Below are 23,376 nucleotides of genomic sequence, written 5' to 3' on the forward strand. Positions count from 1 at the left end.
TGTGCGTACCACCTGCCGTGGTCAAGCCTTCTCGGCTGCTGCGATCCGGTCCCGTCTCTGGCATGCTGATCGGGTGCCGAGGTTTCCCTCGTACGACGCGACCGAGCTGACCTACCACGTGCACGGCGCCGGGCCACCGCTGGTCTGCCTACCGGGCGGTCCCGGACGCGCCTCGTCCTACCTGGACGACCTGGGCGGACTCTCCGCCCACCGGACACTGATCATGTTGGATCACCGGGGCACCGGCGACTCCGAGCTGCCGACAGATCCGACCAGCTACCGCTGCGACCGGTTGGTCGACGACGTCGAGGCGCTCCGTACGCACCTCGGGCTGGACCGGATGAGCCTGCTCGGCCACTCGGCCGGCGGGGACCTGGCCCAGCTCTACGCGGCCCGGTTCCCCCACCGGTTGGCCCAGCTCCTCCTGATCACCCCGGTCTCGGCGAGCACCGGGACCGACCGGGTCGGCATGGACGACGCGCTCGACTCACGGGCCGGCGAGTGGTGGTACCAGGACGCCCGCACCGCGTGGACCGCCCTGGTCCAGGCGATGATCGCTGGCGCCGGCCCGGCCGAGACCGCCCCGCTCCTGCTCGCCACCGCCCCGTTCTTCTACGGCCGCTGGGACGAACGGGCCCGCGCGCACCACGAAGCCGGCAGCTGGCAGCGCTCGTACCCGGCCTCCGAGGGGTTCTACGCCGGTTTCACCCCGGACACCGTGGCCGTACGCGCCGCGCTGGGCCGGCTCGACGTACCCGTACTGGTGCTGGCCGGTGCAGTGGACCCGATTTCCGCCCCGCCCGCCGCCCAGCTCATCGCCGACCTCTTCCCACAGGCGCAACTGGTCGTCCAGGACGGCGCCGGGCACTTCCCCTGGCTCGACGCCCCCGCCACGTTCACCCGGCTGGTGCACGACTTCCTCGCCGCACCAGCCGGCACCGCCAGGTGACCCGGGCGGCCGGTCAGACGGTGGAGAGGTGGGCGGTGTCGTTGACCGTACGGACCGCCACCCCACCGTCCGGCCAGAGGTCCACGATGGAGAGACCGGCCGGTTCGAGGTAGAGCCGGTGCAGGAACGCGTCCCCGGCCGCGAGCGCGTCCCGAAGCAGGATCTTCAGCGGGGAGACGTGCGAGACCACCACCACCGTCTCCCCCGGGTACGCGGCCAGCAACGCGGCCAGCGCCCGGCGTACCCGGGTGGTGACGGCGCGGAACGACTCCCCGCCCGGCGGCGCGACGCTCGGCGAGGCGAGCCAGGCGTTCATCTCCCCCGGCCAGCGCGCCTGCACCTCGGCGAAGGTGTGTCCCTCCCAGGCGCCGAAGTCGCACTCGATCAGGTCCGGTTCGACCGCGACCGGCTTGCCGCCGAGCACTCCCGTGATGATCTCGGCGGTTGCCGTACAGCGGGACAGCGGTGAGCTGACCACGGCCGCGACCGACGGTGCCAGCCCGGCCACCCGGACCGCGGTCGCCCGCGCCTGGGCCAGGCCGCGCTCGGAGAGCGGCACGTCACCCCGGCCCGAATAGCGGCGCTCGGCGGTCCGCTCGGTCTCCCCGTGCCGGACCAGCAGCAGCCGGGTCGCGGTCGAGGCCGGCCTCGGCTCCCAGGAGGTGCGGGTGGTCGAACCCTGCGCGGCGACCTCCTGCGCGCGGGCGCGGGCGGACGGGTCCGACCCGGCCGCCGCCCCGGCGGCGGCGACCCCGGGCTTGCCCGCCGCCAGGTCCATCGCCGCGTTCGCCAGCGCGTCCGCGTGCCGGTTCTGCTCGCGCGGAATCCACTGGTAACGCACCGCGTCGAACTTGCGGACCAGCCCGGCCGCCTGCGCGGCCAGCGGACGCAGCCCGTGGTTCTTGATCTGCCACCGGCCGGACATCTGCTCGATGACCAGCTTGGAGTCCATCCGTACGTCGATCTCGGCGGCGCCCAGTTCGACCGCGGCCTCCAGACCGGCGATCAGCCCCCGGTACTCGGCCACGTTGTTGGTGGCGACCCCGATCGACTCGGAACGCTCGGCCAGCACCTCGCCCGACCCGGCGTCCCGGACCACGGCCCCGAAACCGGCCGGACCCGGGTTGCCCCGCGCCCCGCCGTCGGCCTCCATGACCACCCGTGGCCGGCCGCTCACCTCGGCACCGCGTTCATCCGGCCCGCCGGGGCGGGACGACCGGCGGGCACGGTCACAGCCCCGACTCGGCGGTTCGGACCATGATCCGGCGGCACTCCTCGCAGCGGACGACCTCGTCCGGGGCCGCCGACCTGATCCGGGCCAGGTCGGCGCCGTACAGCTCCAACCGGCAGCCACCACACCGCCCGGCGGTGAAGAGCGCCGCGCCGAGCCCACCGGAGACGTCCCGGACCTTGTCGTAGAGGTTGACTAGGTCCGCCGGGAGGTCCGCCGCGAGCGGCTGCCGGGCGCCGGCCTTGAACTCCTCCTCCTTGGCGATCTCGGCGAGCGCGAGGGTACGCCGCTGCTCGGTCGCCGCCCGGGTCTCCCGGGTCGCGGTCAGCCGCTCCTCGACCCCGTCGAGCACACTCTGGGCGGTTTCCCGCTGCTCCATCAGCTCCAGCTCGGTGTCCTCCAGCTCGCTCTGCCGCCGGTTGAGCGAGGCGAGTTCGTGCTGCAACGCCTCCAGCTCGCGGGCCGGGCCGGAGCCGAGGGTCAGCCGGGCCTGGTCCCGATCCTTGCGGGACCGGACCTGGTCGATGTCCTTCTCCATCCGGGCGATGTCCCGGTCCAGGTCGTCGACGGCCACCTGGGCGCGTACCCGCTCGTCCTCCAGCGAGGAGAGCTGGCGGGCCAGCGCCTCCAGTTCCGCGTGCTCCGGCAGGGTCCGGCGCCGATGCGCGAGCTGGGCCAACGCGGTGTCGATCGCTTGCAGGTCCAGCAGACGACGCTGGGCTTTCGGGTCGGCCTTCACAGGCGGTGCTCCTTGTCCACGGGGGATGCGGCGTGCACGTCAGATGCGGCGGCCACAGGCTGAGGTACGGGGGTGACGGTCGACGGCGATCCGGCCCGGACCGTCCACGGGTCGGTGTCCAGGTCGGACACGTAGACGTCGAGGTCGAGCTGATCCCGCAGGTGGGTGGCGAGCTCGTCGAGCCAGGGCCGCTCGGTGGCCCAGTGGGCGGCGTCCAGCAGCGCCGGGCCGCCCTCGGCAAGATACTCGCTCGCCGGGTGGTGCCGCAGGTCCGCGGTGAGGAAGGCGTCCACCCCGGCGGCACGGGCGTCGTCGAGGTACCTGTCCCCCGCGCCACCGCTGACCGCGACCGTGTGGATCATGCGCTCCGGGTCACCGGCGGCGCGTACGCCCCAGGCGGTGGCGGGGAGCGCGGCGGCGACGTACCGGGTCAGCTCGGTGAGGGTCAGCGGCCGGGCCAGCCGGCCGATCCGCCCGATCCCCCGGCCCTGACCCGCCGCCGGGCTGCCGGGGGCGGCGGGACGCAGCGGGCGCGGGTCGACCAGCCCGATCCGGGCGGCGAGCGCGTCGGAAACGCCCGGATTGGCCACGTCCGCGTTGGTGTGCGCCACGTAGAGCGCGACGTCGGACTTGATCAGCTGATGGACGATCCGACCCTTGTACGTGGTCGGCGCGACCGACGAGACCCCACGCAACAGCAGCGGATGGTGGGCGATGATCAGATCCGCCCCCCGGTCGAGGGCCTCGGCGACGGTCTCCGGTACGCAGTCGACCACGCAGGCGACCCGACGGACCGGCGTCGCCAGCTCGCCGAGCACCAGTCCGACCCGGTCCCACGACTCGGCCCAGGCCGGCGGGTAACGACGGTCCAGCGCGGCCACCACCTCGGCCACGCTCGGCGTCTCGGATCCAGTTATGCCCACGGCGGCCCAGCTTACCGGCGCCGGCCCGCCGACCGCGCCGCCGGCTCGAACACCCCGAGCGGCCCGTTCAGCCGGGTCGGCCGTTGACCGCGCATCTGGTCCGTACCGCCTCCAGCCCCAGGTGCCACGGGTACTGGTCGAGGTAGCGGGCGCCGCTGCCGGGTGGGAAGGGCGGCAGCACCTCGTCACCGAAGAGCACCGTGACGTCCCAGCTCCGCAGCCGCTCCAGGCTGGCCCGGAAGGCCGGGTGGGTGGCCATGGCGGCGTTGGTGAAGGGCATCGCCACGATCGGCAACCCCAGCCCCTGCGCCTCGATCAACAACCCGAGGGCCAGGCTGTCGGTGATGCCGACCGCCCACTTGTTGACCGTGTTCACCGTCGCCGGGGCGACGATCAGCGCGTCGGCCGGCGGCAGCAGGTCCGGATCGCCCGGTTGCTTGTACGCGCTGCGGACCGGATAACCGGTCTGTTCCTCCAGAGCCGTGACGTCGATGAACTTCCGCCCGTCCGGCGTACTGATCACGCAGACCGTCCAGCCGTCGCGCTGGGCGTGGGCCACCAACTGGTCGACGTTGCGAGCCAGCGGGGAACCACAGGTGATCACGTACAGGACTCGTTGTCGGTTCCCGGTCATCCGGTCACGAGCCCGCTCATATGCCAACTCCCATGTGCTCAGCCAACTCCGCAATCGGCGCGGGCGGCGCACCCCGTGTGCGACGGAGGATGTCGGACATCACCTCGTGCGCGATCGGCCGGCAACGGATCTCCGAGGGCGCCAGCCGGTCACCGTCGACCAGCATCTCCCCGGCGCTGTGCACGTCCCCGATCTGGGCGAAGCCCCGGGCGATGTCGAGCAGGTGGTGGGCCCGACGCTCGGGCAGCAGGGCGGCGAACCTGCGCTTGTCGATCCGCTGCTCGTGGGTCTCGACCGCCTGCCGTCCCTCGCCCAGTTCGACCGCGGCCGCCGCCCGGTGCAGTTCCAGGTTGGTGGGGCCGAAGCTGGTCCAGTAGTAGTTCTGGTCCGAGCCGAGCGCGTTCGCCGCCTCCTCCGCACCCCGGATCAGGTCCTTGACGGTCGCGCTGTCACCCAACCGGGCGGCGGCCATGGCGCCCTGGAGCAGCAGCATCCCGTAGACCGAGAGCCGGTCCGGGTCCGCCCCGTTCGTGCCGCCGGGGGCGAGCCGGTTGGCGATGTTGACGTTCACCTCCAGCGCGGACCGGGCCCGGCCGAGCGCGAGCAGGGCGTTGCCCACCCGGTACGTCGCCACCCCGGCCAGCAGGTGGTCGTCGGCGCGTACGGAGACCGCCATGGAGCGGTCGGCGGCGAGCCAGGCCAGCTCGTGCTCGCCCAGCTTGCGCAGGGCCGAGGAGGCGATCTGGTAGACCTGCCCGAGCAGGCTCGCGGCGAGTTGTCCGTCGTCGCCGGTGTAGTAGGCGTCCGCCGCCTGGGCGTCGCGCAGCAGCTTCGGCAGCGCTCGGGTCAGCACCCCGTAGCGCGCGTACTGGTAGGTCAGCCAGGCGTGGCTGACCGCCTTGCGGAACTCGGGCAGTGGCGGTGGCACCACCGGCGCGTGGAAGTACTTGCTCATCGAGACGTACCGCTCCAGGGCGGCCCGGATCTCCTCGACCTCGACCTCGTCGATGCAGTTGAGGGCATCGGTACGCCGTTCCGGGTCCTTGCCGAGCAGGAGCTGTACGTCGATCGTGAGCACGTCGGCGATCTCGTAGAGCACGGAGAACTTGTCCAGCCGGCGTACGCCCCGCTCGACCTTGTCGACCCAGCTCTTCGACTTGCCGAGCCGGTCCGCGAAGACCTGCTGGGACAGCTTCCGCCGCCCACGCCAATATGCGACGCGACGCCCGATGGGCAGCTCGTCCACGTCCGTTCCTCCCCTTGTGCCATGCCGGCGGTCCGGGCCGGTCGAGCTCTAAACGGGTGTGGTGGTGCTCGCTGTTCAGGTGTGACGGGGGTGGTGCGGTGGTGCTGGGGCGTACCTCTGTGCGATTTGTGCGTATATGACACGGTCGCACAGCGTGTGCGTCAGGCCGAGGGCTGGCGCTCGTACTTTTCGATGCAAGTTGCAAGTGGCTTTATGCCAGGAGCAACGAATCCACCCGGCGCCGGTGACGGCGCGAAGCTATCGATCTCGTACTGATCGATCCCGGAAGGAGCGGCGTGCCATGTGGGGGACTACCCGACCGCCTATCACCCGTCTGACGACGCTCGAACGGGTACGCCTGCGGCGCGTGGCCGTCCGCTACGCCATGCATGGCTGGGAGGTCACTCCCGGAGCGTTCCTGGCCCGGCACCGGTTCGTCTGTGGCCGCGCCGGCTGCCCCACCACCGGCTGCCACCCGGCACTGGAGGAGTGGGAGGGAGCGGCCAGCTCCGATCCCGCCCGGGTCGCCGCCTGGTGGCGGGTACGGCCGCACGCCGTCCTGCTCGCCACCGGTTACACCTTCGACGTGCTGGAGGTGCCGGCCTACCTCGGCCAGCACGTGCTGGAGGCGACCCGCCCACACCCCGGCGTGACCATTCCCGGACACGACCAGGTACGCGGACCGGTCGCGCTCACCCCCGGCGGCCGGTGGATGTTCCTGGTCCGCCCCGGCGACCCGCTCCGCCCCGAACTGGACCAGTGCCTCTACGTCGTCCGGCACGGTCCGGGCTCGTGGATCCCCGCCCCGCCGACCCGGCTGCCCGAGGGCAGCGTGCGCTGGGTCGTGCCACCGGAGGAGGCCCGCTGGCAACTGCCGGAGTCGTACGCCGTGCAGGAACTGCTGGTGGACGCCCTCCAGGCACACAACCCCGTGCTCCCGGTCGCGCTCCTCCCCGGCCGCCTGCCCGCCCCCCGGCGCGGCTACTGAACCACCGCCGCGCGGCGAGTCGGCACGCGGCACCCAACGTCCGGCCGTGGCCGCGGTCGTTAACGCAGGTGACACAGGCACGGACGGGACCGCGTCGAGCGGACCGGACCGGCGCGCAAACGGGGGATGACATGCGAACCGACGAAACGCTGCCCGCACCAGGCGGGCTGGACGGGGCGGAGCCGGCCACCGGCGCCCCACCGTGCCGCTGGGCGGGAACCCGACCGAAGGGGTCCCGCCCCGGTGGCGCCCGACCGATGGGCTCCCGGCCGGCCGGGACCCACCGCCCGGTGCGCTGATCCGGCCCGACACGGTCGATCAGTCCGCGAACGGCAGGCGGTCGGAACGCGGCGTGCGCCCGTCGTCGGTGACCACGGCCCACTCGTGACCGGCGAGCCGGCCGAGCCAACCGACCCCGGCATGCCCCATCGCCAGCGCCGCGGTGGCGTACGCGTCCGCAGAACCGAGGTCGGTGCCGACCACGGTCACCGACCGCAGCCCACGGGCCGGCGTACCCCGGCGCGGGTCGACCACGTGGTGACCGCGCTCGTACCCGCCGGAGGTGGCGACCGCCAGGTCGGTGCCGTGCACCACCAACGACACCCGGCTCGGGTCCCACGGGTCCTGGATGCCGACCCGCCACGGCTCGCCGGTGTGCGAACGACCCCGGACCCGTACGTCGCCACCGGCGTTCACACAGTGGTTCGGTGCCCCCGCCGCCACCAACCGGTCCGAGGCGACCTGCGCCGACCAGCCCTTCACGTAGCCGGACGGGTCGAGCCGGCCGGTGGCGTACGCGTCGAAGAAGCCGTCGGTCTCGCCCCACAGGTCGGCACAGCGCTCCAGGGTCGCCCGCAGGTCGGTCGACGCCTGGGAGAGCAGCACCTCCCCCCGGTCGAACCGGCTCACCTCACTGTCCGGCTGGTACGTGCTGAACCGCCGGTCCACCTCACGCAACCAGTCGAAGACCTGCCCTGCCAGCTCGTCGAGGCGACCCGGGGGCAGGTCGTCGGCGAGGTCGAGGCTGATCGCCGTACCCATGACGAACTCGACCCGGCGCAGACCCGGCCGCGTCCCCGCAGTGGTCACGACGGCCTCACATCCTGTCCAGCGCGGCCTGCAACGACCGCTTGTACGCGCTGCTGGTCGCGGTGGCCCCGCTGACCGTGTCCGGCGTCCGGCCCTGGTTCGCCGCCGTGACCGCCGCCCCGCCGGTGCCGCTGTAGGCCCGGTCCACCTGGTCGCTCTTGCCGTCGGAGGTGGCCGTCTCGCGCGGCAGCTCCAGCGCGACAACGTTGGTGACCCGGTCACCGGAGACGGTGATCTGCACCTGGACCAGGCCGAAGTCGGCCGCCGGGGTCACCGACCCGTCGATCTTGCGCGGCCCGCTCGCCGGCGGCGGGGCCTTGCTCGTGGTCGTGCCGCCGGGCGGCTTGGTGCTCGGCTTGCCGCTCGGCGTCCTTGACCTGCCGGGTGACGCGCTCGGCGTGCCCGACCGGCCCGGTACGGCCGCCGAACCGGTCGGCGTCGCCGGGTCCGGGGTCGGCTCCGGCGGGGCACCGGCACTCGGGTCGGTCGACGCGCCGGCCGTACCGACCGGCACGTCCTGGGCGGTCGCGGTGGTCGCCGGCCCACCCTTGAGCACCACCAGCAGCGTGGTGCTGGCGGCGAGACCGGTGATGCCGAGAATGGCGCGACGCAAGAAAGGAACCTCCGCTACAGCTCGAACGTGGCCTGGTGGATCTGCCGGCGCGGCACCCCGGCCTTGCGCAGTGCCCGTACCGACTCGCGGATCAGACCCTGCGGGCCGCAGAGGTAGACGTCCCGCTCGGTCAGGTCGGGGACCAGCCGGCGCAGCCCACGCGGGGTGAGGATCTGCTGCGGGCCGGGGTCGTCACGGGAGCCGATGACGTACCACACCTCCGTCTCCCGGGCCTGCGCCAGCCAGTCCAGCTCCCGGCGGAGCAGCACGTCGTCCGGGGTGCTGGCGCGGTAGACCAGCGCCGCACCGGGCGGCAACTCCTCCAGCAGGGCCCGGATCGGCGCGATCCCACTCCCCCCGGCGATCAGCAGTGCCCCCTCACCGACCCGGTGCGCGGCGGTGAACGTACCGCAGGGACCGGAGGTCCAGACCCGGGTGCCCGGCCGGAGCCGGCGCAGCTCGGCGGTGTGCCCGCCGACCACCTTCACGGTCAGCCGCAGCCACCGACCGTTACGCGCGGCCGAGAGCGAGAACGGGTGCGACTGCCACCAGCGCCCGGCGGAAAGGAACCGCCACCGGAGGAACTGCCCGGCGAGCACGTTCAGCCGGTCGAGGTTCCGGCCGGTCAGGTAGATCGAGATGGTGTCCGGGCTCTCCGCCACCACGTCCGCGACCCGGATCCGGTAGCGCAGGTTGAACACCAGCGGCGAGAGCAGCCGTCCCCAGAGCACGGCCACGACGACGAGGGCGTACATGGCGATCCAGCCGGTCCGCACCGGACCCGGCCGGAACAGCTGCTGGCCGTACGTGAACTGGTGGCCGAAGCTGAGCAGCAGCACCGCATAACTGCTCAGATGCAGGAGATGCCAGAACTCGTAGGGCAGGGCGTTGCGGATGAACCGGACACCGGTGAAGCCGAGCAGGAGAACGAGGCCGGCGGCGGCGAACGCGCTCACCATGTCCTCGTAGTCGCGCAGCAACGTGGTCGCCTCGCCGAGGAAGGACTTCCGCTCCACGGCGGCGTATCCGGCGACGGTCAGCGCCACGTGCGCGAGCACGGCCACGAACAGGGTGCCGCCGACGTCCCGGTGCCAGCGGCTGAGCTGCTCGGTGCCGATCCACCGCTCCAACATCCGCAGCCGGCTCATCAGCAGCACCTGGACCAGCAGCAGGTAGCCGGCGATCAGGCCACTGATCCGGCCGGCGGCGGTGAGGCTGGCGAACTGGCTGTTCAGCGAGCCGGGCGCGGTATCCAGCCACCAGGGCAGCACGGCGGCCAGCAACCCCACCCAGAGCAGGAGGACGACCAGCCACCGTCCCACCGGCCCGCGCCGTGCCGGCACCTCGGGCGACGTCGCCGCCGGACTCTCGGACCGGGGCCGGGTCACCGTCCCGGGCCGGGCCGCCCGTTGCGCGGAGTCGTCGAGCGGATGACGCCGCTGCCCGGGGTCCTCCGTGCGGTAACGCTCGGCGGTGGAACCACCCACCTGGTAGCGCCGCACGGCGGAGTCGTCCGTGCGGTAGCTCCGCTCGTAGGCGGAAGCCTGCTGGCCACCGTCGCGGGAGTCACTCCCGGAACGGTGGCCAGTCGAGGTAGACCAGGTCGTCACGCGTACAGCTTGACCGGGGTGATGGTCTGGCGGGGGAACATCTTCTTCACCTCGGCGTCGGTCAGGTCGAATCGGCCCTTCGCCACCGAGCCGTACACGTTGAACATGTTGTTGTACTCCGGTACGTCACCGCTGTCGAGCTTCTCCAGCCCGTTCCAGGTGCCGAGCAGCGAGCCGGCGAGCTTCTTACCGGAGAGCAGGGTGACCACGCCGCCGTGGCCGTGGTCGGTGCCGTTGTTGTTGGAGGCGACCCGACGGCCGAACTCGCTGCTCACCATGACGGTGACGTCCGCGGCGAGGGTCGGGCCGAGGTCGTTGAAGAACGCCGCCATGCCGCTGGCCAGCTCGTTCAGCCGGTTGTGCAGCTGTCCGCCCTTCGCCGTGCCCTGGTTCTCGTGGGTGTCGTAGCCGCCCATGCCGATCGTCGCCACCCGTACGTTGGCGCCGCCCTTGATGAGCTGGGCGAGGGTCCGGAAGGAGTTGCCGATCCCGCTGTACTCGACCCCGGCGGCCGGCTGGTACGGCTTCGCGGCGAGCTGCTGCGCGGTCTTGAGCGCACCCAGGCCGGCGATCACCGACTCCTCGACCGGGTGGTTGATCCCGGTGAAGAGGCCCTGGATGGCCTTGGCGGTGGCGTCCTTGTACTTGCCGTCGCCGTTGAAGCCGAGCGAGCCGACGTTGTTCAGCGAGAGCGCGCCGTTGTTGCCGACCAGCGACCGGGGCAGTGTGCTGCCGACCCCGACGCTGCGGAACGCGGTGCCCGGGCCGAGCGCGTCGACCAGGGTGTCCAGCCAACCCCGGCCGCCGGTCTCGTTCGGCAGCCCGCCGAGGTTGCAGGCGTCCGCGGCCTGGAAGTGGCTGCGGGAGACGCGCGGGTCGGAGGCGGCCGGGACGAAACCGAGCTGGCCGGCGTCGAGGAACCTCTGCAACGGGGCGAACGCGCTGGTCAGCTTGAAGCCCCGGTCGAGGGCGATCGAGTCGTTGCCGAGCAGCAGGTCCGGCCGGGCCTTGCTGAGCACCGGGTCGTTCTCCGGGGCGATCAGGCTCAGCCCGTCCAGCCCGCCGTAGAGGAAGACGTGGATCAGCGTGCCGCCGGGAGTGGCGGCGAAGGACGCCTGGGTGGAGACGAACTGGGTGGTGGCCAGGGCGGTCACGGTGGCGGCGGCACCGGCGACGAACGTACGGCGGGTGACGCCCCGCCCGTCCTGCTGGGCCTCCTCCACTTCGGACAGGTCGAGGAAGTCCCCGCGTACGGCGGCGTTCTCGGCCGTCACCGCGGCGTACTCCGCGCGCAGCACGGCCTCGGTCCGGTTCGGGGCGAGACGCCGCAGGTCGGGGCAGTCGGGGTGCAGGGGGTACGAGTGCACAGTCTTCTCCACTGTTAGCTCACCGGAGGTGGTGCTGGGGGGAGGCGAGCAGGGCCCGCGCGACGGCGGTGATCGCGCCGTTGAACGTGGCGTCGACCTTCGTCGCCGCGGTCACCCCGGCGATGCCGAGAATCAGGTTCTTCTCCTTGTCCGTCAGCTTCTGGTGCACCAGCCGCTGGGCAAGGACGTCGAGGTACGCCCCGGCGGTGGCCGGCGGAGCCGCGACCAGCTTCTCCGGCGCTGTGTAGGAGAACACCTTCCGGTTTCCGTTGATCACGTCGTGGGCCTCGTTCCAGCCGGCGACCATGGTCCCGGCGGAGGTCCAGGCGACGTAGACGTCGGGGTAACCGTTCGGGGTGGAGAGACCGGCCGGGAACTGGCCCATGTCCTCCATCTTGTTCTTGAGCTGGCTGAGCCCGTCCGCGAACGGGGTGCGGCGCAGGTCGTCCCGCTTCTTGTAGTCGGGCGAGGGGTCCGGCTGCATCCCGAGCACCCGGTAGGTGGCGACCAGGTACTCCATCGGACGGCGCACCTTCTGCCCGACCGAGCCCCAGAACTCGGTGGAGCTGAACAGGGTCATCAGCGTGGGCTTGATCGCGCCCTTGTTCGCGCTGTACGTCTTGGCCAGCCGCTCGACCAGTGCCTTCGGCGGGGTGTCCGAGACGAACCGGGTGGCCAGACTCTGCGCGACGTAGTTCGCGGTGGAGGGGTGCAGGGCGAGGTGCCTCAGGTACGCCTTGATCACCGCCTCGCCGTCCTCGGCGGAGCTGTTGGCGCTGGTGAAGCCGAGGATGCTCACCTTGCCGACGTAGTGCCGGTTGGCGCGGTAGACGTACTCGTCCTTGTCCACACCGAGGCCGGTCTGGAGCATCGCCGCCTGCCGGACGTCCATCTCGGTGTAGCCGCCGTCGACGCCGACCGAGTAGAGCTCCAGGTTCTCCCGGGCCAGGTTCTCGTTGATCGCGTCCTTGTGCGACTGGCTCTGGTTCAGGTACGTCAGCAGAGCCGGGTGGGTGTTCGCGGCCACCAGCATGTCGGCGTAGTTGCCGAGCGCGTGCTTGCGGATGACGTCCCGGTCGAACGAGGCGCGCTGGATGTCACCGCCGTCGAAGTACGCCGCCACGTGCAGGAAGTCGTTCCAGAAGTCGACCATCACCTCGTAGAGCTGGCGGTCGGACCAGATCTGCCGGGCGATGGTCGCCCAGATGAACTCCTCGTCGGCGTTGTCGACGTTCTTGACCGTGTCGCGGCGCTCACGAAGCTGCTTGATGGACATGTTCAGCGTGGGCAGTTCGGAGAGCTTCAGCTCGGCCCGGGTGGGGGCGATCTTGTCCGGGTCGAGCTGCCGGCGCAACCACTCGTCGATGCCCAACGTCTTGATCTCGGTCAGCAGCTTGGGCGTCGCGCCGAAGGTGGCCCGGGTGGCGAGGTGCCGGATCGGGTCCTTGGCCAGGACGGTCTTGACCGTGACCTCGGTCTGCGCCGCCGCGATCCCGGGGCCGCCGAGGGTACGGCCGCCGGCCGGGCTGTTCTTCTTCAGCTCCTGCCCGGCCTTGGAGCCCATGTAGCTTTCGTTCTGCTCGGTGTAGGTGCGCACCGTGCTCGGCTGCTGGCCGCTCGGGCGGTCGGCGGTCCCGTCGGTGATCGCCGCGGCGGTGGCGTTGCCACCGTCACCGCCGAACGGGGTGTGGCCGAGGATCTTGTCGGCCAGTCCGGTGCCCCGGGAGGCGACCGCGATCGCACCGGCACCGGCCACCACCGCGGCGGCCCCGGTCAGCGCGATCAGTGCCCGGCGACGACCGTTCGACCTACCCGGTCCCTCGTCGTCGTCCTCCAGTTCGGGCAGTTCGCCCGGTACGGCGTACGAGTGGCGGTCCTCCGGTTCCAGCCCTTCCGGGCCGACCCACTGCGGTCCGCGCCGCCCGCCCGCCCGGTGCTCCTCGGTCCACTGGTCGACCTGTTGGCCGGACTGCTGGTGCGCCCACTGGGCGGCCGGCTGGGAGTAGCCGGAGTATTGCGGGTGACCCGCCGACCGCGGGTAGCGCGCGTCCGGGTAGCCGTCGGACCCGGGCGCCGGGCGGCTGTACGACGGGCCACCGGGCGCGGCCCGGTATCCGTCGGCGCCGGGCTGGGGTCGACCGTCCCAGGGGCTGTCGTCACGCGATCGGCGTGGTGGCACATTCTGGTCAGCCATGTACCAATCCGTCTGCTGAGGCACGCCGGGTTCAGCTCCGCGACAATCAGCGGGGCGCGTTCTCCAGCGGCGGTTCTTGGGGGGTTGCTACGGCAAAGTAGCCAAGGGGCCGACCCGCTTCAAGATGGCCGAAATTGCACTCCAACGCCGACTTAAGGCTCGGCTCAGGGGAGTCGTCGGTACGCGGTATCACCCGGATCGGGCCGGGGTGGGCGCGAGCAGCGCCGATGCTGTCGGGCCGGTGCCCGCGACACCGTCCGTAACCTGCGTGAATGAGAGAAAGGGAATCGGCAGCAAAGGCAAACTTAAGGATGGATTAAGTGAAACCTGTGTCGTACCCGTTGGCATGCGGAGTCGCTTTACCGGGCGCCGTCACGGTCGGTAGCAGGGGCAGGAGTGAGAGCGGCCCCGGATCGGGTATCCCCGCGTCGGACAGTTGACGCGTGAGGGGAAGGCTGCCGCCATGCTCAGCAAAGAGGATCAGCGTCGGTTCGACGAGATCACCCGACAGCTGAGAATCAGCGACCCGGACTTCGTCGCCCGACTCAGTGATCGTGTGCAAGCCCGCCGGGGCAGACTCCTGCTCCTGTTGACCGTCATACTCTGGAGCGCCGTACCGGCCGTGGTCGTGATCGGCGGTTGGGTGGCTGCCGTGATGGCGCCGGTCGTACTCGCCGCCGCCAGCGTGCTGGCCTGGCGGGTGCGCCGACTGCACCATTGACCGGCCGGCGTCACCGATCCGCCCGGCGTCACTGTTTTCGGGCTGGCGTCACCGATCCGGCTGGCGTCACTGTTCCGGCTGGCCGAAACGGGCGTACGCCCGGTGTAGGCGTTCGACCAGCCCGGGACCGCCGATCGCCGCCGCCGGGGCGCCGAGCTGCCGCAACAGCAGGTCCGGCTCGGTGGCCAGAATCGGCGCCGGGTCCGGCAACGGCACCGGCGGCAGCCAGAAGCGGTCGATCGCCGTAGCCAGGGCCGCATCGGGCAGATCGGCCAGGGCCAGCTCGGCGCCGACGGACGGTGCCGCGACGGCCCGGCCGGCGGTGCCGGGCAACGGCTCGGCCGAGGCCGGCTCCTCCAGCCCGGACGGCGTGCCCTCGGCGCGCAGCGTACGGAGCCGGTCGAGCAACTCCTCCCGGGTCCGGCCCCGCCAGTGCAACAGCTGGAACGGGTCGGCGTCGAACGCCTCGGCGAGCAGGTAGAACGACGCGGCGAGATGCTTGCACGGCACCGCGAAGTCGGGGCAGTCGCACCGCATCGTCAGGTCGCCGACCGTCGCCGGGAAGAGCGGGGCGTCCGCCTCGGCGAACACCTCCTCCAGTTCCGGTGGCAGGTCGCCGGCGAGCAGTTGTGCGCTGAACAGCGCCTGCCCGGCGAGCACCGTCTCGATCCGGACCCAGACCGGTTCGGCGTACGGGCGCAGCCGGACCGTCACCCGGTACGGCTTCGGGCGGGAGCCCTGCACCACGGCCGTCACCACGCCCGGGGTGACCTCCAGGGAGAGCACCTGACCGGCGCGGGCGTACGCCCGGCCCCGGGTCAGCCGGGTGCCGAGCGCGAACGACTCCAGTACGTCGACGAACCGCCGGGACCACCAGGACGAGCCGATCGCCCCCCGGGCGGTACGTGCCCGCAGCCCACCGTCGACCTTGCGTGGCCGGCCGAAGTCGGCGAACCGCCCCGAACCCGCCCCCGTCGACTCGCTCACTCGACCACCGCCCCGGCCTCCAGCGCGAACAGTCCGCGCAGCTCCGACGTGGACAGTTCGGTCACCCACTGCTCACCGGTGCCGACGATCTTCGTGGCGAGCCCGCGCTTCTCCGCGATCATCGCGGAGATCTTCTCCTCGACCGTGCCGGCGCAGACGAACTTGCGTACCTGCACCGCCCGGCGCTGACCGATCCGGAAGGCCCGGTCGGTGGCCTGGTCCTCGACCGCCGGGTTCCACCAGCGGTCCACGTGCACGACGTGGTTGGCGGCGGTGAGGGTCAACCCGGTGCCGCCGGCCTTGATCGAGAGTACGAAGAGCGGTGGTCCGGCGTCGGACTGGAACCGGGCCACCAGGTTGTCCCGTGCCGCCTTGCCGACCCCACCGTGCAGGTAGAGCACCTCGCGCCCGAGCCGGGCCGACAGGTGCGCCCGGAGCATGTTGCCGAACTCGGCGTACTGGGTGAAGAGCAGCGCCTTCTCCCCCGCCGCGAGCACCTCGTCGACGATCTCCTCCAGCCGGGCCAGTTTGCCCGAGCGGCCGGTCAGGTTCGACCCGTCGCGCAGCAGTTGCGCCGGGTGGTTGCAGACCTGCTTGAGTTTGGTCATCGTGGCGAGCACCAGACCGCGTCGCTCGATCCCGCTGCTGGACTCGATCCGGGCCATCATGTCGTCGACCACCGCCTGATAGAGCGAGCCCTGTTCGGCGGTGAGGTTGCAGAGCACCTCCATCTCCAGCTTCTCCGGCAGATCGGAGATGATCGACTTGTCGGTCTTGGTACGCCGCAGCACGAACGGGCCGGTGATCCGCCGCAACCGCTGCGCCGCGTCGTCGTCGCCGTGCCGCTCGATCGGCACCGCGTACCGCTTCTTGAACGCGGTGGCGGTGCCGAGCAGGCCCGGGTTCGCGAACTCCATGATCGACCAGAGGTCGGCGAGACGGTTCTCCACCGGCGTACCGGTGACCGCGATCCGGTGCCGGGCGGGCAACGCGCGGACCGCGGCGGCCTGCCGCGTCGCGGCGTTCTTGATCGCCTGTGCCTCGTCCACCACCAACCGGTGCCAGTCGACCTCGGCCAGCTCCACCGCGTCCCGGGCCGCCACCGAATAGGTGGTCAGCACCAGGTCCGCGTCCCGCACCGCCTCGGTGAACGTGCCGCCCCGCGCCCGCTCGGCCCCGTGGTGCACGTGTACGCGCAACCCCGGCGCGAACTTCGCCGCCTCCCGCTGCCAGTTGCCGACCAACGACATCGGACAGACCAGCAGGGTCGGCCCGCACCCCGGCTCGTCACCGGCGAGCAGGGCCAGCAACTGCACCGTCTTGCCCAGCCCCATGTCGTCGGCGAGCACCCCGCCGAGCCCCAGCGACTGAAGGAACGCCAACCAGGCCAGACCCCGTTTCTGGTACGGCCGCAGCGTGCCCCGGAACCCGTCCGGCTCGTCGCGCGGGGTGAGGTGCCGCTCGGCCTGACCGGCGAGCAGGTCACCGAGCGGGCCGTCCGCGGTGACCGTCAGCACCGGCAACGCGTCCGGCTCGTCCGGCGTGGCCAGCCCCATCCGCAGCAGGTCACCGACGGTCAGTTCACCACCGTCGCGGAGCAGCTTCAGACCGGCGGCCAGCCGTCGGGCGTCCAACTCGACCCACTGCCCGCGCAGCCGTACCAGCGGGCTCTTCAGCTTGGCCAGGTCCCGCAGTTCCCGGCCGGACAGGGGCTGGTCACCGAGGGCCAGCTCCCACTTGTAGTCGACCAGCGCGTCGAGGCCGAGCGAGCTGCGAACCGCGACCGTGCCCGGCGCGGTACGGCTCTTCGCCTGCAACCGGGCCCCGAGCCGGGCACTCGGCCGTGACCACCAGGACGGGAGCAGCACCCCGAAGCCGGCCGCGTGCAGCACCGGCGCCCCGTCACGGAGAAACCGGTGCGCCCCCTCGGTGTCCAGCGCCAGCCCGTCCGGCATCGCCGTACGCAGCGCCCCGGTCAGCTCCGGCCAGAGCCGGCTGGCCCGACCGAGCTCCGCCAGGAGCGTCTCCTGCGGGGCGTCGAGGTGCCGGGCCAGTGCCCGCAGCCCGCCCCGGGTCTGCCAGATCCGGTCCGCGCCGACGATCAGGCTCGGCTCCTCGGCGGACTGGAGCGCGAACTCGACCCGCCACCCGTCCCCGTCGTCCACCTCGATCCCGACCCCGTCGCCCCGCCCGTCGGCGCCGCCACTGACGCCGTCCTCGCCCTCCCCGACCAGGTCGGCGTCGGGTGCCGGCGGCTCGACCAGCCGGAAGCAGGCCCGTACCGGGCTGCCCGCCGCGTCCCGCTGCCAGACACCGATCTCCCCGACCAGGGTGCCCAACGCCGCCGGGGTGATCGGGAACCGACGCTCCCGCCCGGTCAGCGCCCGCAGCCAGGCCCGTACGCCCGGCGAGACGCCGGTGGCCCGGGAGTCGATCAGGCGTACGCCCTCCAGGGCGGTCCGGGCGGCGGCGTCGGTGAGCGTTTCCAGAGCGTCGGCGACCAGCGCGGCGGCGGAGGTTTCCGGCTCGGCGGCCCGTACGGCCGGCGGCAGCGCCATCGCCAGGGCGCGTGCACGGGCCGCGTCGGCACCGGTGAGCAGCGGACGCCAGACCGCGACCGCCGTACCGTCGGAGCCGTCCGGACCGGCCAGCACCCCGGGCAGCGTACGGCCCCGGCTCACCAGGTCGGTGGCGAAGCCGGCGAGTTCCTCGACCAGTCGCAGTGTCCCGCCCCGGACCACGGTCGAGGAGGCGGCGAGCGCGAGCAGGACCGGCAGGGCGTGGTCGGCGTCGTACTCCAGGGTCGGCACCCGCCAGGCGGCCAGGGTGAGCCGACCGGTGGCCGGTCCGGCCTGGTCGGCCCCACGGACCAGCTCCGGTGAGTCGGCCGGGGCGCCGGCCCGGGTCGGCAGCGTGAGCAGTGCGGTGCTGGTCGCGGCCTTCGCGGCGACCTCGCCGAGCGTGTCGGCGAGCGCGGCGTAGCCGGCGGCGAACGGGTGCCCGCGCTCGCGCCCCACCCGCCGCGCCGGTGCCATGCCCAGCGCCGCGTCCTCCGCCCAGAGTGCCAGCCGGCCTCCCACCAGCCACACCCCGTGCACCACCCGCAAGGAAGGGCCCCTTCTTATCGTTTTCGGTAGAGGAAGGGTCCCTTCCTAACACCTCAGGCTAGTCAGCCGGTGGAGCCACCCGGCGGACGCGCGGTCCGGTGTTACCAGCCTCTCGCCCCGGCCAGCCGCTCCGCCCGACTAGCCTCGGCAGGATGACCGAGTCGACGACGAAACGGAACGCCGTGGTGATCCCCGGCGGGCAGTTCGGGCCGTACGTGCCGCTGCTGATGTACGCCGCCGACGCGGCGGAGGTCCGGGGAGCCGCGATCCGCGCGATCTCCTGGCCGGGGCCGGAGCAGCCGATGGAGGTGCCGCCGGACGACCGGCAGGGTTGGGTGACCGCCCGGGTCGCTCCGGTGCTGGACGGGCTGGAGACACGAACGGCGCCGCCGGACGAGCTGACCGCTCCCCCGCCGGATGGCCTTCCGCTGCTCATCGGCAAGTCGTTCGGGACGTACGCGACCGCCCTCGCCGCCGACCGGGGACTGCCGGCGGTCTGGCTCACCCCGCTGCTGGTCCACGAGCCGGTGGTGGCGGCGCTGCGGCGGGCGACCGCCCCGGCGCTGCTGATCGGGGGCACCGCCGACCCGACGTGGGACAGCCGGCTCGCCCGCCAGCTCTCGCCGTACGTGCTGGAGGTGACCGACGCCGACCACGGCATGTACCTGCCCGGTCCACTCGCCGGCTCGGCGGCGGTGCTCGGCCGGGTCGCCACCGCGGTCGAGGAGTTCCTGGACAACACACTCTGGCGCTGAACGCCCGCCGCCCGATACGGCCGGACCGCCCCACCCCCGGCGGGGGCGGGACGGTCCGGGACTCTCCGTTATCCGGTCAGCCGCGCGGAGTGACGTTGACCGTCACGGTGATCGGCGTCGCCCCGACCTTCGCCGCGTTGCTGGTCACCATCACCGTGGCGGCGTGCACACCCGGCGCCAGACCGGTGGTGTCGATGGTCAACCCCACCTCGGCCTTGCCGCCAGGGGCGAGCTGCCCGTTCGGGTTGGTCACGGACACCCACGGCACGTCGCTGTACGCCGGGAGGGCACCGTTGATGTGGTAGGCCACCGCCCTGCCCGGGGACCGGACGGCCTGGCCGACCAGCCACAGGTCACCGTGCTCGTCGATGTCGAGCCCGGCACCGCTGACCGGGTCGGCGTCCGGGTCCGGAGCCGAACCGAGCGTGGCGCAGGTGTTCGGGTCGAGCGCCCAGACCGCCTCACCGACGTTGTTGTTGTTGAGCCCCCAGAGCACGTTGTGCTCCTCGTTGAGCGCCAGACCGCCGACCCACGGCACGGTGGGGGTGCACTCACCGAGCACCGATCCGGGCTGGGCGTGCGAGAACCCGGCGAGGTGTCGGATCACCGTGTTGGCCGGCGTGTAGGTGGCGATGTAGAACGTGTCGTCGCTCGCGCGGTAGGCGAGCCCGTACGAGTTGTCCCCGGACCAGGGGCCGGCGATGGTCTCCTTCGTCTCCAGGGTGTCCGGGTCGAAGCACTCGATCGGGCTGCCACCGGTGATCGAAAATCCGGTGGCGCACATCAGGTCCCGGTCCGCCACGTAGGTCATGTCGGTGTAGGAGACACCGGTCGCGACCGCGCCCGTACCCAGCAACTTGCCGTTCCGGTCGAACTTCTGCAGCTTGCCGGTGAAGTACGTGTCGACGACGTACACCTCGCCGTTGCGGTAGCCGATGCCCACCCCGCTGAACAGACCGCTGAGCGGGAAGGACCCGAGCACCTGGCCGGGTGCCGAGGCCGGCGGCGTCGGCGAGTCGATCTCCCGCGCCTGCCAGTTGGCGTCGAGGTCACCCCGGTTGGTCAGGCTCACCGTCGCGGTCCGGGTCCCGCCGGCCCGCGCGGTCACCGTCACGGCGCCCTTGTTGCTGACCAGCAGGGGTGTACGTAGCGCGATGTCGTGCTTGACCACGCTCGCCTCGGCGACCGTCAGGGTTTCGGCCGGCAGGTCGTACCCGAAACTTGTCGCGGTCACCGAGAGCTCACCGGCGGGCACCTCGGCCTGGTAGAACCCGTCCTTGTCGCTGGTCACGGTCACCGGGGCCGGTACGCCCGGCGCCTGGATCCGTACGGTCGCGTCGGCCAGCGGCTGCCGGTCGTTCGCGTCGCGTACGGTGCCGCGCAGCACCCCGGTGCCCGGCACCCGGAAGGTCACCGCGGTACCGGCGTCGAGGGCCGCCTCGTTCGCCGAGTACGTCAGGGCGGTACCGGCCGGCTTCTCCGCGATGCCGACCGTCGCGGTCGCACCGGTCGCGCCCTGGGCGAGGTTGCGGTACTGGAGGGTCACCGTCCCGTTCTCGGCGAGCACGATCTGGAAATCCAGCCGGCTCTTCGGCGAACTCTTCAGCGCGGCCCGGGTCCAGCTGATGACGAACTGGCGGTTCGGGGTGCTGCCGGACGTCTTCGTCCGGACGGTGGAGACGTTGTCCAGCACCAGGTCGTCCCAGAACGCGTGGACGGCGGCGGCCGGCACCGACAGCGCGGGCAGCGCCGCGTTGTCGCCGGTCGAGGTGGTCGCGCCGGTACCGAAGGTCAGGTAACCGTCGGTGTGCACGCTGGCACCGGTGTAGGTGGTGCCGTAGAACGTCACCGGGAACGGCAGTTCGACGACGCGGCTCGCCCGGTCACCGGTGAGCGGGAGGACGCTGCCGCCGTTGACCCAGGCGGTGTCGGCGACACCGGCGGCGTAGCCGTACGCGTCGGTCTTGGCCTCCAGGGTCACGTCCAGGGTCTCGTCGCCGTCGACGGTGAACGGCACGGTCTTGCGCGCCAGCCAGCGCCCGTGCGTGACCTGCACCTCGTAGTCGGCCTCGGGAAGCAAACCGGTGTACGTGCCGTCGGCGCCGGTGGTGAAGCCCGGGAAGGTCTCGCCGACCAGGCTGACCTGCGCGCCCACCACCGGACGTCCGGCCGGGTCGGTGACCGTGCCGTGCACCGCGTGCCACGGCACGGACTCGGAGAGGTCGACCGTCAGGGTGGCCGTACCGTCACCGGCCACGGTGATCGTCTGCTGCCGGGTCCGCTGCCCGAAGAAGCTCGCGGTCAGGGTGTACTCGCCGGCCGGAACCCGGCCCAGCTGCACCGTGCCGTGCTCGTCGGTACGGGCGCTGCGGTCGACCGTGTCGGAGGTGAGCGTCACCTTGGTGCCGGGCAGCGGCTGTCCGCCCCGCGTCGCGGTCACCACGACACCGCCGAGCTGGGCACTGGAGGCCGCGGTCACCAGGGCGTACGCGTCGAGCAGACCCTCGCCGTAGACGTTGTTGTCGGCGGCGGTTCCACCGCACTGCCGGTCGTCGACGTCGTGCGCGGTGCGGTCGAGCAGTTCGCGGGTGGTGGCCACGTCACGCCGGAGGTTCGGCACGGCCGACCAGGCCAGGGCGACGGCACCGGCGACGTGCGGCGCGGCCATCGAGGTGCCGTTGTCCGCGCCGTACTCGTTGCCGGGGCGGCTGGAGACGATGTTGACGCCGGGGGCGGCGATGTCCGGCCGTACCGTGGGGTCGCCGTCCTTGCCTCGGCTGGAGAAGGGGGCGATGGTGCCGGTGTTGTCGACCGCGCCGACGGCGTAGACGCCCGGGTTGACCGCCGGGTAGCCGGCCGTGTTGCAGGGGCCCCATTCCTTTTCCCCGTCGTTGCCGACGGAGTAGACCGGGAAGATGCCGGCCGCCAGCCAGGTGTCGATGATCTGCTCGTAGAAGTTCTCGCCGTCGTTGGCGCCGCCCCACGAGTTGTTGATGATGTCGGGGGCGAGGTCCGGACGCGGGTTCTGGTTGAACCGGTCGGTCGGAGCGAGCATCCACTGACCCGCGGCGAGCAGGTGCGGGTCCTCGCAGAAGGAGTCTCCGCACCCCTTGGCCGCGATCCAGGTCGCCCCGGGGGCCACGCCGACGACCGTGCCGGCGCCGTCGTCGCCGACCATCGTGCCGACGGTGTGCGTACCGTGACCGATGTTGTCGCACGGGGTGGCGCCGCAGCCGTTGGTCGGGTCGAACCAGTTGTAGTCGTGGCTGAACGTTCCCTTGCCCGTGTTGCCACGGTACTGACGTACCAGCGCGGGGTGGTTGTACTGGACGCCGGTGTCGATGCTGCCGACGACGATGCCCTCGCCCCGTACGCCGTACTCGTTCCACACCTTGTCGGCGCCGATCTGGCTGAGGTTCCAGGGCACCGTGGCGCTGGCGGTCGCACCGGAGGACGCGGTCGGTTCCTCCAACGTGGTGTGTCCGACCGGGGCGATCCGGGCGACGTCGGCCCGCTTGGCGAGTTCGGTGACGAGGTCGAGGGTGCCGGTCACCTCGATGACGTTCGCGATCCAGAAGGGCGTGAAGTCGGCCTTGCGCTCCCGCAGCAGCGACCGCAGCCCACGCTGGGTCTGCTCGGCGTGCGAGACCTTCGTCTGGTAGACGCGGGTCGTACGCGCGATCCGGCCGGCCTTGCCGGCAGCCGTCCGCTCGACCCGGTCGAGCTCGGCCTCGTCGAGCTTGAGCTCGTCGGCCAACTCCACGAAGAAGCTCATGCTGGCGCCGGCGGAGAGCGGCTGGAGCAGCCGGGGGTCCACCTTGCGCAGCGGGTCCACCGTCGCGCTGGTGGGCGCGGCCGTTGCCGCGCCAGCGGGCAGCACGAGTACCGCGGCGAGTGCCGCGGCCACGCCCGCTGCCCAGCGCGGGATTCGCCGTCTGGATGTGAACATCAGGGTTGTCCTTCCTCACGGCGCCGAGGGGTTCGGGCGCCGCCGTCGCCGATTGTGCGGCGACCTGAGGCGTGGCCTGGTGCGCCGCCACTGGCGGAGCAATGACATGACGTATCTCCGCCACAACTGTTAAACCAAACAGCACCGGCGTGTTACCGACGATGATCAAAGTCATCGGCCCGTAACACCGCTACCGGCCGGACCGGTCCACCGTCGGCGGATCCGGGCCCCGCTCATCCCGGACAAATCCAGAGGCGGGGCGCGCCGTCGGCCC

At 72.0% G+C, this 23,376-nt stretch carries 17 protein-coding genes; 4 read left to right on the forward strand and 13 right to left on the reverse strand.

All coding sequences use genetic code 11. From position 1 onward, the window contains the following. The first annotated feature begins 73 nt into the window (after window positions 1-73). Window positions 74-949, forward strand: coding sequence for an alpha/beta fold hydrolase (locus BDK92_RS08310; RefSeq protein ID WP_121156141.1), 876 nt, complete (start codon window positions 74-76; stop codon window positions 947-949). Window positions 950-962: 13 nt separating this feature from the next. On the opposite strand, the gene BDK92_RS08315 is transcribed toward BDK92_RS08310, so the two are convergent. The 5 genes from BDK92_RS08315 to BDK92_RS08335 form a co-directional block, all read right to left on the reverse strand. Next, entirely contained in the window at window positions 963-2,102 is a 1,140-nt protein-coding gene (locus tag BDK92_RS08315) for a bifunctional RNase H/acid phosphatase (RefSeq protein ID WP_121161816.1), read from the reverse strand. A 76-nt stretch (window positions 2,103-2,178) separates the two neighbouring features. After that, window positions 2,179-2,919: a zinc ribbon domain-containing protein gene (locus BDK92_RS08320; RefSeq protein WP_121156143.1), complete on the reverse strand. Its 741-nt coding sequence runs from the start codon at window positions 2,917-2,919 to the stop codon at window positions 2,179-2,181. Further along, a complete protein-coding gene (locus BDK92_RS08325) occupies window positions 2,916-3,803 on the reverse strand; it encodes a Nif3-like dinuclear metal center hexameric protein (RefSeq protein WP_425462298.1) in 888 nt (295 codons plus the stop codon). Before BDK92_RS08325 ends, BDK92_RS08320 begins: the two co-directional genes overlap by 4 nt. 106 nt (window positions 3,804-3,909) lie before the next feature. Continuing rightward, entirely contained in the window at window positions 3,910-4,476 is a 567-nt protein-coding gene (locus tag BDK92_RS08330; RefSeq protein ID WP_121156147.1) for a flavoprotein, read from the reverse strand. Window positions 4,477-4,492: 16 nt separating this feature from the next. Beyond that, on the reverse strand, window positions 4,493-5,722 hold the full coding sequence (locus BDK92_RS08335) for a helix-turn-helix domain-containing protein (protein WP_121156149.1): 1,230 nt from the start codon (window positions 5,720-5,722) through the stop codon (window positions 4,493-4,495). A gap of 301 nt (window positions 5,723-6,023) precedes the next feature. Here BDK92_RS08335 and BDK92_RS08340 point away from each other — a divergent pair, with 301 nt between their 5' ends. Then, the gene (locus BDK92_RS08340) at window positions 6,024-6,710 is read left to right on the forward strand and encodes a bifunctional DNA primase/polymerase (RefSeq protein WP_121156151.1); all 687 of its coding nucleotides are present in this window, start codon (window positions 6,024-6,026) and stop codon (window positions 6,708-6,710) included. Window positions 6,711-7,028: 318 nt separating this feature from the next. Here the strand turns inward: BDK92_RS08340 and BDK92_RS08345 are convergent, their stop codons facing one another. Genes BDK92_RS08345 through BDK92_RS08365 form a run of 5 tightly spaced genes read right to left on the reverse strand, consistent with a single transcriptional unit; the run spans window position 7,029 to window position 13,583 of the window. Then, window positions 7,029-7,751 carry an FAD:protein FMN transferase gene (locus BDK92_RS08345; protein ID WP_121161818.1) on the reverse strand — a complete coding sequence of 241 codons (723 nt, stop codon included), beginning with the start codon at window positions 7,749-7,751 and terminating at the stop codon, window positions 7,029-7,031. 55 nt (window positions 7,752-7,806) lie between these two features. Further along, window positions 7,807-8,412 carry an FMN-binding protein gene (locus BDK92_RS08350; protein WP_121156153.1) on the reverse strand — a complete coding sequence of 202 codons (606 nt, stop codon included), beginning with the start codon at window positions 8,410-8,412 and terminating at the stop codon, window positions 7,807-7,809. A gap of 14 nt (window positions 8,413-8,426) precedes the next feature. Beyond that, window positions 8,427-10,022: a ferredoxin reductase family protein gene (locus BDK92_RS08355; protein ID WP_246016897.1), complete on the reverse strand. Its 1,596-nt coding sequence runs from the start codon at window positions 10,020-10,022 to the stop codon at window positions 8,427-8,429. Continuing rightward, complete coding sequence (locus BDK92_RS08360; RefSeq protein ID WP_121156155.1) at window positions 10,019-11,401, reverse strand: DUF1501 domain-containing protein; 1,383 nt, start codon at window positions 11,399-11,401, stop codon at window positions 10,019-10,021. The genes BDK92_RS08355 and BDK92_RS08360 overlap by 4 nt, the downstream gene beginning before the upstream one ends. Before the next feature lie 7 nt (window positions 11,402-11,408). After that, the gene (locus tag BDK92_RS08365) at window positions 11,409-13,583 is read right to left on the reverse strand and encodes a DUF1800 domain-containing protein (RefSeq protein WP_121156157.1); all 2,175 of its coding nucleotides are present in this window, start codon (window positions 13,581-13,583) and stop codon (window positions 11,409-11,411) included. A gap of 463 nt (window positions 13,584-14,046) precedes the next feature. Here BDK92_RS08365 and BDK92_RS08370 point away from each other — a divergent pair, with 463 nt between their 5' ends. Next, a complete protein-coding gene (locus tag BDK92_RS08370; protein WP_121156159.1) occupies window positions 14,047-14,304 on the forward strand; it encodes a DUF3040 domain-containing protein in 258 nt (85 codons plus the stop codon). A gap of 66 nt (window positions 14,305-14,370) precedes the next feature. On the opposite strand, the gene BDK92_RS08375 is transcribed toward BDK92_RS08370, so the two are convergent. Together BDK92_RS08375 and BDK92_RS08380 are read right to left on the reverse strand one after the other, a co-directional pair. Continuing rightward, window positions 14,371-15,291 carry an SWIM zinc finger family protein gene (locus BDK92_RS08375; RefSeq protein WP_121156161.1) on the reverse strand — a complete coding sequence of 307 codons (921 nt, stop codon included), beginning with the start codon at window positions 15,289-15,291 and terminating at the stop codon, window positions 14,371-14,373. Next, a complete protein-coding gene (locus BDK92_RS08380; protein WP_121156164.1) occupies window positions 15,288-18,398 on the reverse strand; it encodes a DEAD/DEAH box helicase in 3,111 nt (1,036 codons plus the stop codon). The genes BDK92_RS08375 and BDK92_RS08380 overlap by 4 nt, the downstream gene beginning before the upstream one ends. Before the next feature lie 152 nt (window positions 18,399-18,550). Between BDK92_RS08380 and BDK92_RS08385 the strand changes: the two genes are divergently transcribed. Beyond that, on the forward strand, window positions 18,551-19,153 hold the full coding sequence (locus BDK92_RS08385) for an alpha/beta hydrolase (protein ID WP_246016899.1): 603 nt from the start codon (window positions 18,551-18,553) through the stop codon (window positions 19,151-19,153). 76 nt (window positions 19,154-19,229) lie between these two features. Here BDK92_RS08385 and BDK92_RS08390 read toward each other — a convergent pair whose 3' ends face one another. Continuing rightward, the gene (locus BDK92_RS08390) at window positions 19,230-23,102 is read right to left on the reverse strand and encodes a S8 family serine peptidase (protein ID WP_121156166.1); all 3,873 of its coding nucleotides are present in this window, start codon (window positions 23,100-23,102) and stop codon (window positions 19,230-19,232) included. Window positions 23,103-23,376 lie beyond the last annotated feature (274 nt).

The sequence above is a fragment of the Micromonospora pisi genome (assembly GCF_003633685.1).
Lineage (GTDB): Bacteria > Actinomycetota > Actinomycetes > Mycobacteriales > Micromonosporaceae > Micromonospora_G > Micromonospora_G pisi.